Here is a 15,633-nt window from a genome sequence, read left to right on the forward strand (position 1 = left end):
AGCAATAAAAATTGAAAATCAAAAATTATTGAAAATTTTAATTTTTTTGGGACTTAATTTTTTCTGCCTTTTATTTAAGTAAAATCAATGGACGACATATTTAAAGGATTTGAACAGCTATTAGAAATTGCCAAAGCTTTAGAAGAAAAAGTAGAGAAAGGGGAGTTAAAAACTTCTATTGAAATTCGGTCTCATAATCTCAGTAGTATTCCCCGGCAAGGCAATATTCCGAGAAAAACTAGTTCCAGCCGAGTTCGATCTAATTCCACCGATGCAGCTACACCAATGGATAATGCTGATGATGTCACCACCCCATCAGCTAACAAGAGCTCAAAAGCTTCTTGGCAAGGTGTCGGCGGCTTGGGTGATGTTCTCAAGGAAATCAGAGAGTTAGTCGAAATTCCCCTAAAACGTCCAGACTTATTAGCGAAACTAGGCTTAGAGCCTCCGCGTGGGGTTTTGCTAGTTGGCCCGCCCGGTACGGGAAAAACTTTAACAGCCCGTGTTTTGGCAGAAGAGTTAGAGTTAAACTACATTGCCATCAATGGGCCGGAGGTAATGAGCAAGTATTACGGGGAAGCTGAAGCTCGTTTGCGAAGCATTTTTGAGAAAGCAACTCGTTCTGCTCCCTGCCTAATATTTATTGATGAAATTGACAGTCTCGCCCCAGATCGCAGTCAAGTAGAAGGTGAAGTTGAAAAAAGACTAGTGGCGCAGTTGCTGGGGTTAATGGATGGGTTTGCCAAAACCGAGGGCGTACTCGTACTAGCGGCAACAAATCGTCCCGATTATCTCGATCCGGCACTACGTCGTCCGGGACGCTTCGATCGCGAAGTTCATTTTCGCGTTCCCGATCGCAATGGACGATTGGAAATTCTCACGATTTTAACAAGTGCCATGCCCTTGGAGACTGCGGTTGATTTAGGAGCGCTCGCTGATTTGGCTGTCGGTTTTGTCGGTGCGGATATTAAAGCACTTTGTCAAAAAGCAGCCTACATTGCCCTGCGTCGTCAAGTCCCCTCGCTCAACAGTTCCATTCCTGAGAACATGACTGTCATCCAGCAGGATTTTCTCGAAGCAATTAAGGAGATAAAACCCTCAGTTCTCAGGTCTGTAGCAGTTGAAGCGCCGAGTGTCAGTTGGGATGACATTGGTGGTTTGGATGATGTTAAACAAAAACTTCAAGAATCTGTAGAGGGCGCACTCCTTTATCCCGAACTATACGAGCAAACGAAAGCCAAGCCTCCCCGTGGGATTCTATTGTGGGGGCCGCCAGGAACCGGAAAAACATTACTGGCAAAAGCGATCGCTTCCCAGGCTAGAGCCAACTTTATTGCTGTGAATGGCCCGGAATTACTCAGCCGATGGGTAGGAGCCGCAGAACAAGCAGTCAGAGAACTTTTTAGCAAAGCTCGACAAGCAGCACCTTGTGTTGTGTTTGTAGATGAAATTGATACCCTAGCACCAGCACGAGGACGATTCAGCGGTGATTCTGGAGTTAGCGATCGCGTTGTTGGTCAACTGCTCACCGAATTGGATGGGTTACATGAATGCCCGAAAGTATTGTTAGTAGGAGCAACCAATCGTCCAGAAACCCTCGATCCTGCCTTGCTCAGAGCCGGAAGATTAGACTTACAAATCAAAATCGATCTACCAGATAGAGCCAGCCGATTAGCGATTTTACGAGTTCACAATCTAGATCGTCCCTTGGTTGATGTCGATTTAGAAACCTGGGCGACAGTTACCGAAGGTTGGAATGGCGCAGACTTGGCTTTGTTAAGCAATCAAGCTGCTTTAAGCGCAATTCGTCGATACCGCGCCCAAGGATTAAGCGACTCCAGTCTGATTCAGATTACCAATGATGATTTTCAAGTTACATACCAAATGCTTGCTAATCAGCACCATGAGGGCTTATAGATCCCCGACTTCTTTAAGAAGTCAGGGATCTAAACACCCGCACTTGAAAAAACGCAAAAAGCCAGTATTTATACTGATTTAATGTACTTAATAAGTATCCAAAATTTATGTCAATATACGCCTATGCTCTTTTAGTCCCCACCGCCTCACCGCTTGTTCTACCTGTAGGGATGGAAAGGAATACCGAACTTGTTTACTCTTCTGGTTTAGCCGCGATCGTAGAGCCGGAAATCTCACTGGAAGCATTACAGGCAACCGATGAGCGTTTACTTCAATCTGTTTTAACCCACGATCGCGTAATTCGAGAACTTTTTCAACAAACTCCCCTTCTTCCCCTACGCTTTGGCAGCGGTTTTACCTCGCAAGAAAAACTGCTGAATCATCTAGAACAGCACCAAGAGCAATATCTAGAAACCCTAACTCAGCTAGCAGACAAAGTTGAGTACACTTTAAAATTGACGCCCAGTTGTTTGCTTGATGAATCTGACACTATTGATGCTAGAGGAAAAGCCTATTTATTAGCGAAAAAACAACGCTATCAAACACAGCAAACATTTCAAGCACAACAATGCCAACAGTGGGAACTCTTGCACCAGCTAATTCTCAAAACATATACGAATGTTATCTGTGAAACTCGACAGCAAGATGTGCGGCAAATCCACTTTTTGGCACAGCGCAACGATTCAACGCTCAGTACGCAGCAGTTTTCCCTTTGGCAGGTACAATGCTCGCACTGGCAATTGGCACTCAGCGAACCTCTGCCACCCTATCATTCTCTAAAAAATACTCTCATATAAATTCATAAAAAATAATAATTATAACTTTCCCAGAAAAAATAAAGACGGGCCGATCTTTTCTTTAATTTTTTTTTCTAAAAAAATATTGTTAACTTTTTAGTATTTTTTTATTTTATTATATTTATCTCAAATTTTTGGGAACACTAAACTCAGGAAGAATAAAACACATTGTGTAAGTTTTACCTATTGCTCAATCAGAGCAAGATGAAATAAATAATTAGAGTTGTGAGAGGAAAAGAAAATGGCTGTTGAAAAAGTTAACTCATCTTCAAGTCTGGCTGAAGTTATTGACCGCATTTTGGATAAAGGAATTGTAGTTGATGCTTGGGTACGTGTTTCTTTAGTTGGTATTGAACTGCTATCAATAGAAGCTCGGATTGTGATTGCTTCAGTTGAAACTTACTTAAGATATGCCGAGGCAGTTGGTTTAACATCTCAGGCTGCTGTTCCATCTGCTGCTTAACACCATATTAGAAAAAGGGAGTCTTCATGGCTCCTATTTAATATTGCTAGTTAACAAAATAGGAGATTTCAGCTGATGGCTCTCAAGAATTTATGGGAACAAGAGCGACAAGAGCGATTGCAAATAACTGCTGAACGCCGTCAACAAATTAACCAGTGGAAACAGCTAACTCAACAAGAATTGCAGCTGCAAGCAGAATTGCTTCATCAAGAATTGAGCAGTTCTGTTATTAGCCTTCACAACAATAGAAAGTTACAACAGCAGCAATTTCAGCAAGAGATTGTGGAACGGCAATTAGAAATATTGCAAATAAAAACAGATGTCTGCCAACGCCAACAAGAATACCGCCAACAGCGGGCAGCAAAGGCTCAGGCATTATTCCAAGATTTGCAAAATTTCCGGACAATTTTACATCAAAATGTTTGGGGAGATGACACTCACAAACAAGCAGTTTCCCCACATCCTGCTAAAACAGAGAAATTAGTGGCAACGGTTTCAAAATGGTCAGTATCTCGTTCTGGAATTAAAGCTACTGGTTTTCGTCCTTCCGTCAATACCATGACTAGAAAAGTGCCTACATCGAATGCAGATACTAAATCTAAAGTGCAGCAATATATTCAGCAAGCCCAAGGAGCTACTCTAACAGAAATTGAAGAAGTAATAGGCTTAACCAGGGTGCAAACTATAGATATCCTGCGCTCCTTAATCAAGCAAGGGATACTAGAACAACGCGATCGCCAATACTTTATTCGGCAACAAGCAATTTCTTGACAAACTGGATTCAAGCTCATTTTTTGTAATTGCAGACTAGCTGCTCTTGCGATCGCTTGTGGCTTTTGCCTGAAGCCGGCATAGTACGCAATCGATAAGCATTAAAGCTGGTCTATGCTTTGTAGTATTCAAAATTTCCATCTTTTTTTAAGGTCTGTATTGACAAGCAATTGTCTCAGTATATGTAACGTTGCAAAAGTAATATAGATAACTTGTTTCTAATTAAAAAAAGAGCTTAAATCTTTGTTCGAGCTTCCGGCTTTGAACTTTCAAAATGTTCGGATTGGAAAGGGATATAACAAGCTGGGGTAGCTCGATCGAGGTTTTGAACTGTGCTATTGGCGATCGCAAAATGGGGTTAGTAAGCTTGATTGTTTGAGAAATTCTAATCTAAATGCAAAACTCAAGATATATAAGGAGGTGCGATCCATTGTGAATCAATTGATCGAGCAACTTCAAACTAAATTATTCACAGGTAGGCTGAATCTTGAAGCAAGGGACGGGCCGACTTGGACGCTATATTTTCGTTTAGGACGATTAATTTGGCAGGGTGGCGGTTCTAATGCCGATGAGCGATGGCGACGGCACTTGTCGCAATACTGTCCTAATCTGGATGTGGCAAAGTTGGAGGGGCTTGTCTCTCCCCAGGAAAGTTATCGCGAGTATTGCATTCTTAGTAAATTGCGAGAACAAAAATTAATCGAACAACAACAACTTGTTAGCCTGATTACAAGCCTAATAGCTGAAGTCCTGTTTGATATAATCCAGTACGTTGAAGCCAAAAGAAATGGCAACAATCCAGCAGGGCAGTTGTCACCTAGTACCGTTGTTGGTGCAGTTCCTGGGTTTCTCTTAGCTGTACTACCAACTGAGGAAGTCTTAAAACAAGCTACACAAGCCTGGCAAGAATGGCGAGATGCAGGATTGGCAAGTTACTCGCCTAATTTATATCCTGTCATTGACAAACTTGAACTACTCCAAGGACAAGCATCCGCTAAACAGATTATTTCTCTAGTTGATGGCACAAAAACTTTACGAGGTCTAGGGCAAAAAACCAATCGGGATGTCTTAGCTTTGACCCGGTTCTTGATGCCATTAATAAAAACAGGGGCGATCGCTTTTTCCCCCACTCCAAGCCCCAGAAAGGTTGGGATTCAAGAAACTGGCAACCAGTCCAGTACAGTGAATAATCTTAATTCTTCACCCAAGACAGAAGAGAACACTGTTATACAAGTTGCAACCCCAGCGGCTAGCAAACAAATTGTCAGTCCGTCAAGTGCAGTTAATCATCCCAATTTTTCACCCAAGACAGAAGAGAACACTGTTATACAAGTTGCTCTCCCAGCGACTAGCAAACAAATTGTCAGTCCGTCTATTACAGTTAATAATCCCAATTCTTCACCCAAGACAGAAGAGAACACTGTTATACAAGTTGCTCCCCCAGCAGCTAACAAAGCAATTATTGATGCCTCAAGACCTTTAATAGCTTGTGTGGATGATAGTCCGACGATCTGTCGTAGTTTGGAGGAAATTCTCACCCATCAAAATTATCGCTTTGTTGGCATTCAAGATTCCTTGACAGCAGTTTTAAAGCTAATTAAAAGCAAGCCAGATTTCATTTTTTTGGATCTGTTGATGCCAAAAGTGAATGGCTATGAAATTTGTTCTCAAATCCGTAAAACTCCAAGTCTCAAAGATGTGCCGATTGTCATCTTAACAGGGAAAGATGGAATAGTAGATCGGATGCGAACAAAATTAGTAGGGGCAACTGACTTTTTGGGTAAACCCGTAGAGGCAGAAAAAGTACTCAATATGCTTCACAAGTATTTAAGTGTTTAGGTTGAAGCGACAATCATGCTAGAGGCTCCCCTGTATCCTTTTTCAAAACAACTATTCATGCCCATTTTTGGCACAACTAAGTATGAAAATTCTTAAACCTTCCTTCTGCCGATTGGTGAGCGAAGCCGAACCACTGCCCTCTGTCTTATTTTCAAATTTTGAATTAAATAGTTAGGAATAAAAATGAAAAAAGTTCTATTAGTTGAAGATAGCCTCACAGAATCCGAAAAGATGACACGTTACCTGGAGCAAGGAGGATATTCAGTTTATGAAGTTCGCAGTGGTGAAGAAGCTCAACTGCGGTTGAAACAACAAAAACCTGACTTGATCTTACTGGATTTGATTTTGCCGGGTCAAAGTGGATTTGAGTTCTGCCGCAAGTTAAAAGCCGATCCGACAACAAAAGCAATCCCGGTAGTGATTTGCTCAACTAAAAACACAGATGTTGATAGAACTTGGGGCAATATGAGTGGTGCCGATGGCTATTTAGTCAAACCTGTAGATGAAAATACCTTGCTCCAGACTGTTAGTAAATTTATTCGCTAAAGGAAACTGGGGCAATGGTACAGGGCAACGATCGCTTTAGAGAGCTACCCATTAATAGCCAATTTCGACTTGAAAACTCTCCCCAAGGAAACAACCAGAGGTTTTTAAGATTTCCGTTGAATGGAAAGGTGAATGGTTTACTCCCACTAGCTGATTTGCGGGGAGTAATTCAGGTTGCGCTGACCGAGATTTTGCCAGTACCCCAGGTAGCAGAATTCTTGTTAGGCATCATGAATTGGCGGGGAGAAGCTATCTGGATTCTTGATTTAGCAGGTTTGTTAGGAGCAACACACTGGTGTCGGCGAGAAAGTGTGCGTAACTCTGGCATGGCAATGCTCGTTCAAGTCCAGAATCAAACCGTCGGGCTGTTGGTGGAGCAAGTCAATACCATTGAAGTTTATGACCCCCAAGAGCGATTACCGATTTCGGCATCGATGTTACCTGCCCGACTAGGCTCGTTCTTGCAGGGTTACTTTGTGGATTCTCAAGGTAGCCCTTTGATGTTAATTGACACCCATGTTGTGATTCAAGCCCTTCAGCCTCTTTAAAGTTCAGAGCTTCCTGCCTTCTGCCTCCTTAACTTACTTTGACAACCTTCATAGCAAGAAAGATTATGGTAATGCATACACCCAGCCAACCACACTCAAATTCCGGCAACGGTTATAAGGACACCAATAACGGGCATACCGACGATCTAAGAGCAAAACAGCAAATCACCTCCACTCTCGAAGAATTGCGGACTGAACTAGATCAAGCTGATTGGGTGGAAACAGGGCCATTGCGAGACAGAATCCGCAAGTTAAAAGAACTGGTAAGTGTGTTGCCATATCAAGACAAAGGAGATGGATTCGAGGTAGAGCAATTACAGGCGATCGCCAGCAAAATCCGTCAATTTTCCGATCTAGATACTTTGCTTGCTACTGCTGTCATAGAGGTACAAAACGCCCTGCAAGTCGATCGCGTGGTGGTGTATGAGTTTACCAATCCAACGTTGGGGATAGTTGCTGCGGAGGCAATGAGGGATGGCTTTACCCCAATGCTGAAGGAAAAACTGCCCGCCGTTACTTTTGGGTTAGGTTCTGCCAAGCTTTATCAACAAGAAAAATTAGTAGCGATCGCAGATACCTACACTGCAAGTTTGTCTCCTTACCAAAAGCAACTCGCGGATCGGTTTCAGATCGGGGCTTGTTTGAGCTTGCCAATCTTAACAAAAGATGGGGTTTGGGGTTTGTTGGTAGTGCAGCAATGCACTGCACCTCGTCAGTGGCAGAATGCTGAAATTAAGTCACTAAAATTGCTCACGCAGGAATTAGAAGCGCAACTGCAAGTTGCCATGATTCAAGCTACATTGCAACAAGAAGTAGAAAAAGACCAAATCCTGACTGGTGTAGCAAATAAAATTCTCCAGTCCAAAGATATGGATACCATCTTTCGCGTTGCCACCCAAGAAGTGCGACAGTCATTAAAATGCGATCGCGTGGCAATTTATCGTTTCAATCCTGACTGGAGTGGGGAATTTGTTGCTGAATCTGTTGGAACTGAGTGGGTTTCTCTGTTACAAGAACAGCGAAACAACCCTGCAATTGTCAAGAACGTTAACTATTGCAGTGTTAGGAACTTTGCAGACGAAGGGGGATTAGTTGGGACAACAGGGCGATCGCACGATAGCTACATTCAGCACACCCAAGGCAAAACTTTCCATCGCGGACAGGTCTATCGAGTCACTAATGATATCTACAGTGCTGGTTTTTCAGACTGCTATATCAAAATTTTAGAAAGCTATCAAGCCAAAGCATACATTATTGTTGCCATCTTCCAAGGCGAACAATTGTGGGGCTTGCTTGCTGGTTATCAAAATTCCCAGCCTCGTCAGTGGAGAGATAGTGAAGTGCGACTGATGGTGCAGGTGGCATCTCTGTCTAGTATTGCTATTCAACAGTTGCAATATCAGCAACAACTTTATCAACGCTCTGAAGAGTCAGCCAAACTTGTTGAAAGAGAACGTACTGTTTTCGGCATCATTGAAAAGATTGGGCAAGCAACGGAGCTTCGCACCCTTTTCCGCACTACAACCCAAGAATTGCGGCGATTTTTAAAATGCGATCGCGTTGTCGTTTATCAATTTTATCCAGACTGGAGTGGAGAAGTTATTGCTGAATCTGTGGCTGCTGGTTGGTCGTCTCTGTTGGATATTCAGGAACAAGAAAGCATTTTAAAAACAGGCATGGTATCTTCAGAGCGTTGCCATGTTAAAGACTATGGCTCCCCTGCGAAACTCGATACCGATACATATCTCAAGGAAACGCAGGGTGGAATGTACGCCAAAGAAAAGCGCTTCCGCAAAGTTAACGATATTTATGCTGCTGGTTTTTCACCTTGCTATGTAGAAGCATTAGAGAAATTTCAAGCCAAAGCGTACATTATTGTTCCCATTTTCCGCACTGGTAAGCTTTGGGGTTTGTTAGCAGCTTATCAAAATTCTGATGCCCGGCAATGGACTGAAGAAGAGACTGGCGCTTTGTTGCAGATTAGCGAACCTTTAAGTATTGCCCTCCAGCAAGCTGAATATATCGAACAGCTACGGTTAAAAAATCTAGAAATGACCCAAGTAGCTGAAGTAGAAAACGCGATCGCCCGCATGGCGGAGAGAATGCGTCATTCCCAACAGCCAGAAACGATTTACCGCACTACCTTGGCAGAATTGCGGCAGTTGTTCAAATGCGATCGCCTGGCAATCTATCGCTTCAACTCTGACTGGGGTGGTGAATTTATTGCTGAATCTGTAGGAAGTGACTGGGTGCCTCTGGTTGGCCCCGATATCAAAACCGTATGGGAAGACGAACACCTACAGCAAACCCAAGGCGGACGCTATCGCAACAATGAAATCTTTGTCGTCAATGACATCTATACTGTTGGTCATGCCCAGTGCCACATCGACCTGCTGGAGCAGTTCCAGGTTAAAGCCTACACCATCACCCCGATTTTTGCTGCCAACAAACTTTGGGGTTTGTTAGGAGCTTACCAAAATAGCGCCCCCCGCCAGTGGAATTCCGAAGAAGTGCGATTGCTGACCAAATTGGGCATTCAGTTAGGGTTAACCGTGCAGCAAGCCGAGTATATCGAACAACTGAAAACGAAAAATGCTGAGTTGGCACGAACAGCAGAAGAGGAACAAGTGCTGACAGCGATGGTAGAAAAAATCCGTCAGGCACAGGATACAGACACAATTTTCGAGAATGTATTGCCAAGTTTACGCAAACAAATACAGTGCGATCGCCTAGCAGTATTTCGTTTTAATTCCGACTGGAGTGTAGAGTTTATTGCCGAATCCGTAAAAGATCAATGGCTATCTTTAGGTGGTTCCGACACCAAAACAATTTGGATGGACGATCACTTACAAGAAACTCAGGGCGGACGCTATCGCAATCATGAAACCTTCGTTGTCGACGATATTTACACTGTCGGTCACGTTCAGTGCTACTTAGAGATATTAGAAAAAATCCAGGCCAAGGCTTACGCGATCGCTCCTATCTTTACTGGCAGCAAACTCTGGGGCTTTTTAGGAGCATACCAAAATACTGGCCCTCGGCAGTGGAAATCCAAGGATGTGCAACTGTTGCGAAAACTAGCTGTGCAAATGGGTATAGGCTTGCAGCAGATTAAGTATGTCGAACAGCTCAAGAAGAAGAATGCAGAGTTAGCGCGAACTGCAGAAGGGGAACGAGCATTGACACGGCTGTCAGAAAAAATCCGCCAAGTTCAAGAGCTAGATACAATTTTCCGCAATGCCTTGCCAGAATTGCGATCGCACTTGGAATGCGATCGGCTTGCAGTATATCGCTTCAATCCAGATTGGGGTGGGGAGTTTGTTGCCGAATCCGTAAGTCGTGAATGGGTGGCTTTGGTTGGCCCCGATATCAGGACTGTATGGGAAGACGAACACCTACAACAAACCCAAGGTGGACGCTATCGCCACAACGAGACGTTTGTAATCAATGACATTTACACTTCTGGTCATGCCCAGTGCCACATAAAAATTCTAGAGCAATTCCAGATTAGAGCGTATATCATCACCCCAATTATTGCCGGCAACAAGCTCTGGGGTTTGTTAGGAGCATATCAGAATGACGGGCCGAGGCAATGGCAAGAGAATGAAATCAACTTGGTAGCGAAAATCGGCACGCAGTTTGGGGTAGCCGTCCAACAATCGCAATACTTACAGCAAACCTTAAACAAGAATGAGGAACTGACAAAACTGGCAGAACGAGAAGTAGCAAACGCCAGATTTTCCTATCGCTTGCCAAGTCGGTTAACAGAGATGGCCCAAAGTCATGGTGATGTTCTGGAATTTGTCCAGTTTGCCACCCACGAACTTCGTCAACTGCTGAAAGTAGATCGAGTTGGGGTTTACCGTTTTGAACCTGATTGGTCTGGAGAATTTGTCGTTGAGTCTGTAACCGGGGATTGGCCGAAGCTTGTGGGAACTAGTCTTGCCAGAGTTAGAGATACCTATCTCCAGTACAACAAAGGCGGGCGTTATGCCCGTAAAGAAAGTTTACGGGTTGACAATATATATACTGTCGGTCATGACGAATGTCACATTCAATTGTTAGAAACCTGGGGAACTAAAGCCTACATGATTTCTCCGATTTTTCAAGAAGATCGGCTATGGGGGCTGATGGGAGTTTATCAAAATAGCGCACCGCGCCAGTGGGAGCAATCTGAGGAGGATGTTCTCAACCAAGCCAGCGTCCAGATTGGTATTGCCCTCAATCTTGCAGAGTACCTCAAACAGGTGCGTACTCAAGAACAGCAACTAGCAGAAGCAGCAGAGCGCGAACGCACTGCGCGGGAAAAACTGCAACAAGGAGCAATACGCGTTCTCATGGCTTTGGAACCATCCTTCAGAGGCGATCTCACCGTTCGCGCGCCCCTATCTGAAGATGAAATTGGGACGATCGCCGATGGTTACAATACTACAATCCAAAGTTTGCGGGATTTAGTGCGACAAGTGCAGATTGCTGCTGGCAGGGTGAGTGAAACTTCCAGCAATAACACTATCTCAGTAGTGAAACTATCTGACCAAGCTCAACAGCAGGCAGAACGGCTCGAAAACGCTCTAGAACAATTACAAATGATGGTAACTTCCACCCAGGTAGTTGCTGCTGATGCTCAAAAAGTAGGGCAGGCAGTTCAAAGAGCTAATAACACCGTCCAAGCTGGCGATTCTCTGATGGAAAGAACCGTAGATGGCATTTTGGAGATTCGGGAAACCGTCTCGGAAACAGCGAAGAAGATTAAACGCCTCGGTGAAGCTTCTCAGAAAATCTCGAAAGTAGTGAGTCTGATTGAAAACTTTGCCACTCAAACTAATTTGCTGGCGCTGAATGCGGCGATTGAGGCTACCCGTGCTGGAGAATACGGTAAAGGCTTTGCCGTGGTTGCAGATGAAGTTCGTTCCCTGGCTTATCAGTCAGCGAGTGCCACCACAGAAATTGAGCGACTCGTGGAAGAAATTCAAAATGGCACCAACGAAGTTACCCAAGCAATGGAAGTAGGGATTAGCCAAGTTGTCCAAGGATCGAACTTGATCGATGAGACTCGTCATTCCCTGAGTGCGATCGTGGCAGCCACCAACGAAATTGGTGGATTGGTGCAAGGAATTACTCAAGCAGTTTCCCATCAAAGTCAGCAATCTCAGATATTGACAGAGGCAATGACGGATGTTTCGGCCATCGCCCGCAAGACTTCACAAAGTGCCATGAACATTTCCGAGTCTTTTGAGGAACTGCTGACGACTTCACAACAACTGGAAACCAGCGTTAGCCAATTCAAGGTTGACTAAGTAGGTCGTGGTGAATATTTATTCTCAGGATAAAGCAGGAGGCAGAAGTCAGGAGGCAGAAGGCAGAAGGCAGAAGTGAAGACTTATCTTCCTTGTCTCCCTTGTCTTCCCCTGCCTCCCCTGCCTTAACAGATAAATCTCCTTGACACCAAGCGTATTGTGTTATGAACCCCGATCCCAGTAATCAAGAGCAGCTAGAGCAGGCTTTTCTTGCTGAAGCGGCAGAGTTGTTGCAAACCATCGAGCAGAATCTTATCGGTTTACTTGATGAAAAAACCATAGAAAAAGTTCATGCCTTGATGCGAAGCGCTCATACTATCAAAGGGAGTGCTGCCAGTGTTGGGCAGGAAACGATTAAGACAATTGCCCATCATTTGGAAGATGTATTCCAAGCGTTATACGCTCCAGAACTGGAAATCGATCCAGAATTGGGTGCTTTGCTTCTAGATGCTTATGAGTGCCTGCGAACTCCCTTGAGTGCAGCCTTGATGGGCTTGTCCTGCAATGAGGCAGAAATACTCGATAAAACTGCCTCAATTTTTGCTCAACTTCAACATAAACTAGGCGACTTTTTTGGTCGTGAGGCTCCGCTTCCCAGTTCGGAAGAACTTGGCTTTGATGTGGTAGAGTCAATCTTTTCCGGGAGTGTAACCCAGGATTTGCAACAGCTCTCAGCTGACATCGAAAGCCAAGATCCGCAACAAATTCAAACAACACTCAACTCTCAAGCAGAATTTTTTGCCGAACTAGCAGCATCTTATGGCTTATCTGGATTGGAAGAAATTGCCCAAGCAACCCTAAACGCGCTCAAAGCACATCCAGACAAAGTATTGCAAATCGCTCAGGTGGCTTTAGAAAATTTTAAAGCAGCTCAAGCAGTAGTACTCGCAGGCGATCGCACTCAAGGGGGAGAAATCTCTCCACAATTGCGAGAATGGGCAGGGCTAAATACTACTGTCCCAGAACCGCAAAAGCAGCCAGTTTCTATAGCTGCCCCACCAACACAAACGACTACAACTGAAAATCAGCCATCTCCCCTCCCCAGTGCAAACGAAGCGGAATCAATTTGGTCGTTTTTCCCGAAGCGGACTGATAACTCCGTAGCGAAAGCACCAGAGGTACTCGAACCAATTTCTCAGGATGCGGTAGTAGCCCCCTCTGCCATAGATCGGATTTTACAATCAATCTGGATCGGAGATCCACAGACATCCTGCCGCTACTCAGACTCAGAACTGCCCGCTTCTCCACCACCAGCACCAAGCCTCCAGGCTCAGTCATCAGCATCACTTCCCAGTATCCGGGTAGCGATCGAACAACTCGACCGCCTCAGCCATACGATTGGGGAATTGCTAATCAACGAAAACCAACAAAACCTGCAATCTAATCACATCCACAAAGCAGCTCAAGACACTCTACTACAGTTTTTGTACTGTCAACAACAACTTAGTAAAGTTTTTACTTGGTCGGATCGACATCTGTTGCTTCCCGAACGCAAGCAGCGACATATACATGGATCTCCACGCTCAGTTCCAACTGCCGAGGCAAAATCCAATTTTGATGCCTTAGAAATGGATAACTATAGCGAGTTGCACATTCTCCTGCAAAATCTTACAGAAGACATGGTGCAATTAGGAGAACGGATTGAGGCTGTTAATGGCTTAGTTCAGCAATCTCGCTTCAGTCTCGGAAAGCGCAAGCAACTGCTCTCAGGAGCGCAGGAAGATTTGCTGCAAGCCAGAATGGTGCCACTGGGAACAGTGTTGAATCGATTACCCCGGCTGCTGCAACAGATGGTAGCAACTTATCATAAGCCTGTGGAAATCAAGCTTGGCGGTACGAAGGTACTGGTGGATAAAGCCATTTCTGAGCAGTTGTACGATCCCTTGCTGCACATGATTCGCAATGCCTTCGATCACGGCATTGAACCGCTAGAAACTCGCCGCCAGCAGGGTAAACCAGAAACCGGAAAAATTACAATTCAAGCCTACCATCAAGGCAACCGCACTACTATTGAGGTACGAGATGATGGTCGAGGCTTTAACTGGGAATCGATTCGTAAGCGAGGTATAGAAAAACACCTTTTAACACCAGAACAAGCCGCCTACGCCTCCGAAGATCAACTGGCAGAGTTATTATTTGAACCAGGCTTTTCTACCGCTAACCAGATTGGTGAGTTATCTGGTCGCGGTATCGGCTTAGATGTCGTTCGCACGCAATTGCAGGCTTTACAAGGTTCGATTGTAGTGCGATCGCTTTCAGGTCAAGGAACCACTTTCATCCTACAATTGCCTCTGAGCTTGACAACAGCACGCTTGCTCGTTTGTCAATCTGAAGGTATTACTTATGGCTTGCTGTCTGAAGGAATTAGCCAGGTTTTATTACCGCAGCCAGAGCAGATTCAAGTCCAGCAATCTTTACACGGGCAAGGTAGCCAAAAATTCTGGCAGTGGGGAGAAGGGCAAAATCAGCAACTAGTTCCTATCCGTCCGCTGGCGAATTTGCTGGATTACAAATACCCTTTATTCACCCAAGACCACAATTTAACCCTCAGTCCTTTTCCTGTCAAACAACGCAACACCGTTGAACCTCTGCTGCTGTTGCAAACAGAGCAGCAATACCTGTGTTTGCAAGTCGATCAGATTTTGGTCGAGCAGGAATTAGTAATTAAATCCCTCGGCAGAGTCCTGACTTTACCTAGTTACATCCAAGGCTACAGCGTGTTGGGAAATGGTAGTCTCACCCTCATCGTTGACCCGTTGGAGTTAGTTCGTCAAACCTGGGAGACAGATATAATGCCGACTTCCCCGGCATCAAGTCTTACAACTAAACTCTTGCCTGCGCCTGAGCCTGTTCTTACTCTAGAGGGGCAGCAATCCGAGCTAACTATAACGCAACCGCAACAACAGCCAATGGAAGTTAATACAGCCGTTGCTCAACCTAACCGAGTGGCGGTATTAGTGGTGGAAGATTCGGTTGTCCAAAGGCAAAGTTTGGTGCAAACGCTCCAGAAAGCCGATTATCAAGTGTTGCAAGCAGGCGATGGTCGAGAAGCGATCGCGCAAATGCTGCAACATAGTGATGTCGGTCTAGTGATTTGTGACATTGAAATGCCGCAGATGAATGGATTTGAGTTTTTAGAACACCATCGCCAAGACGAGCGTTTGTCTGGGGTTCCTGTGGTGATGCTGACTACTCGTAGCGGCCAGAAGCACCGCCAATTAGCTTTAGCTCTAGGGGCGAAAGCTTACCTGACCAAACCCTATTCCGAACAAAACTTCCTAACCACCATCGCTGAACTGGTTAAGTAGAAGGCACTACCGTGTATACACAAGTCGAGTTGGCAATCAAATCAACGAAAAACAACGGAAAATTTTTTTTAAAATCTTTGATTTTCCGTTAGGACTCTATCAATAAGCTGACACTATTGATAATCAGTTCGCTGAACTCAAAACCTT

At 44.6% G+C, this 15,633-nt stretch carries 9 protein-coding genes; all 9 read left to right on the plus strand.

Annotated features, from left to right (window positions below):
• Positions 1-87: 87 nt before the first annotated feature.
• The 9 genes from RMY32_RS06275 to RMY32_RS06315 all read left to right on the plus strand — a co-directional run bounded on the left by RMY32_RS06275 (position 88) and on the right by RMY32_RS06315 (position 15,486).
• Positions 88-1,917, plus strand: coding sequence for an AAA family ATPase (locus tag RMY32_RS06275; protein WP_322713280.1), 1,830 nt, complete (start codon positions 88-90; stop codon positions 1,915-1,917).
• A 107-nt stretch (positions 1,918-2,024) separates the two neighbouring features.
• Complete coding sequence (locus RMY32_RS06280; protein ID WP_322713281.1) at positions 2,025-2,714, plus strand: GvpL/GvpF family gas vesicle protein; 690 nt, start codon at positions 2,025-2,027, stop codon at positions 2,712-2,714.
• Between the two features lie 241 nt (positions 2,715-2,955).
• Positions 2,956-3,177 (plus strand): gas vesicle structural protein GvpA, encoded by a 222-nt coding sequence (gvpA, locus tag RMY32_RS06285; RefSeq protein WP_163931998.1) that lies wholly within the window; start codon positions 2,956-2,958, stop codon positions 3,175-3,177.
• A gap of 75 nt (positions 3,178-3,252) precedes the next feature.
• Positions 3,253-3,948 (plus strand): gas vesicle protein GvpC, encoded by a 696-nt coding sequence (locus RMY32_RS06290; RefSeq protein WP_322713282.1) that lies wholly within the window; start codon positions 3,253-3,255, stop codon positions 3,946-3,948.
• 432 nt (positions 3,949-4,380) lie between these two features.
• Positions 4,381-5,787 carry a response regulator gene (locus RMY32_RS06295; protein ID WP_322713283.1) on the plus strand — a complete coding sequence of 469 codons (1,407 nt, stop codon included), beginning with the start codon at positions 4,381-4,383 and terminating at the stop codon, positions 5,785-5,787.
• 183 nt (positions 5,788-5,970) lie between these two features.
• A complete protein-coding gene (locus tag RMY32_RS06300; protein WP_229538106.1) occupies positions 5,971-6,333 on the plus strand; it encodes a response regulator transcription factor in 363 nt (120 codons plus the stop codon).
• A 14-nt stretch (positions 6,334-6,347) separates the two neighbouring features.
• The gene (locus RMY32_RS06305) at positions 6,348-6,881 is read left to right on the plus strand and encodes a chemotaxis protein CheW (RefSeq protein WP_322713284.1); all 534 of its coding nucleotides are present in this window, start codon (positions 6,348-6,350) and stop codon (positions 6,879-6,881) included.
• Between the two features lie 65 nt (positions 6,882-6,946).
• Positions 6,947-12,178, plus strand: a complete 5,232-nt coding sequence (locus tag RMY32_RS06310) for a GAF domain-containing protein (RefSeq protein WP_322713285.1) — start codon at positions 6,947-6,949, stop codon at positions 12,176-12,178.
• A 164-nt stretch (positions 12,179-12,342) separates the two neighbouring features.
• The gene (locus RMY32_RS06315) at positions 12,343-15,486 is read left to right on the plus strand and encodes a hybrid sensor histidine kinase/response regulator (protein WP_322713286.1); all 3,144 of its coding nucleotides are present in this window, start codon (positions 12,343-12,345) and stop codon (positions 15,484-15,486) included.
• Positions 15,487-15,633: the final 147 nt, after the last annotated feature.

The organism is Nostoc sp. ChiSLP03a (genome assembly GCF_034531215.2).
Lineage (GTDB): Bacteria > Cyanobacteriota > Cyanobacteriia > Cyanobacteriales > Nostocaceae > Nostoc.

Coding starts and splice junctions, on each gene's coding strand:
- RMY32_RS06275 (WP_322713280.1), top strand. CDS start 88: ATGGACGACATATTTAAAGGATTTGAACAGCTATTAGAAATTGCCAAA.
- RMY32_RS06280 (WP_322713281.1), top strand. CDS start 2,025: ATGTCAATATACGCCTATGCTCTTTTAGTCCCCACCGCCTCACCGCTT.
- gvpA (WP_163931998.1), top strand. CDS start 2,956: ATGGCTGTTGAAAAAGTTAACTCATCTTCAAGTCTGGCTGAAGTTATT.
- RMY32_RS06290 (WP_322713282.1), top strand. CDS start 3,253: ATGGCTCTCAAGAATTTATGGGAACAAGAGCGACAAGAGCGATTGCAA.
- RMY32_RS06300 (WP_229538106.1), top strand. CDS start 5,971: ATGAAAAAAGTTCTATTAGTTGAAGATAGCCTCACAGAATCCGAAAAG.
- RMY32_RS06305 (WP_322713284.1), top strand. CDS start 6,348: ATGGTACAGGGCAACGATCGCTTTAGAGAGCTACCCATTAATAGCCAA.
- RMY32_RS06310 (WP_322713285.1), top strand. CDS start 6,947: ATGGTAATGCATACACCCAGCCAACCACACTCAAATTCCGGCAACGGT.
- RMY32_RS06315 (WP_322713286.1), top strand. CDS start 12,343: ATGAACCCCGATCCCAGTAATCAAGAGCAGCTAGAGCAGGCTTTTCTT.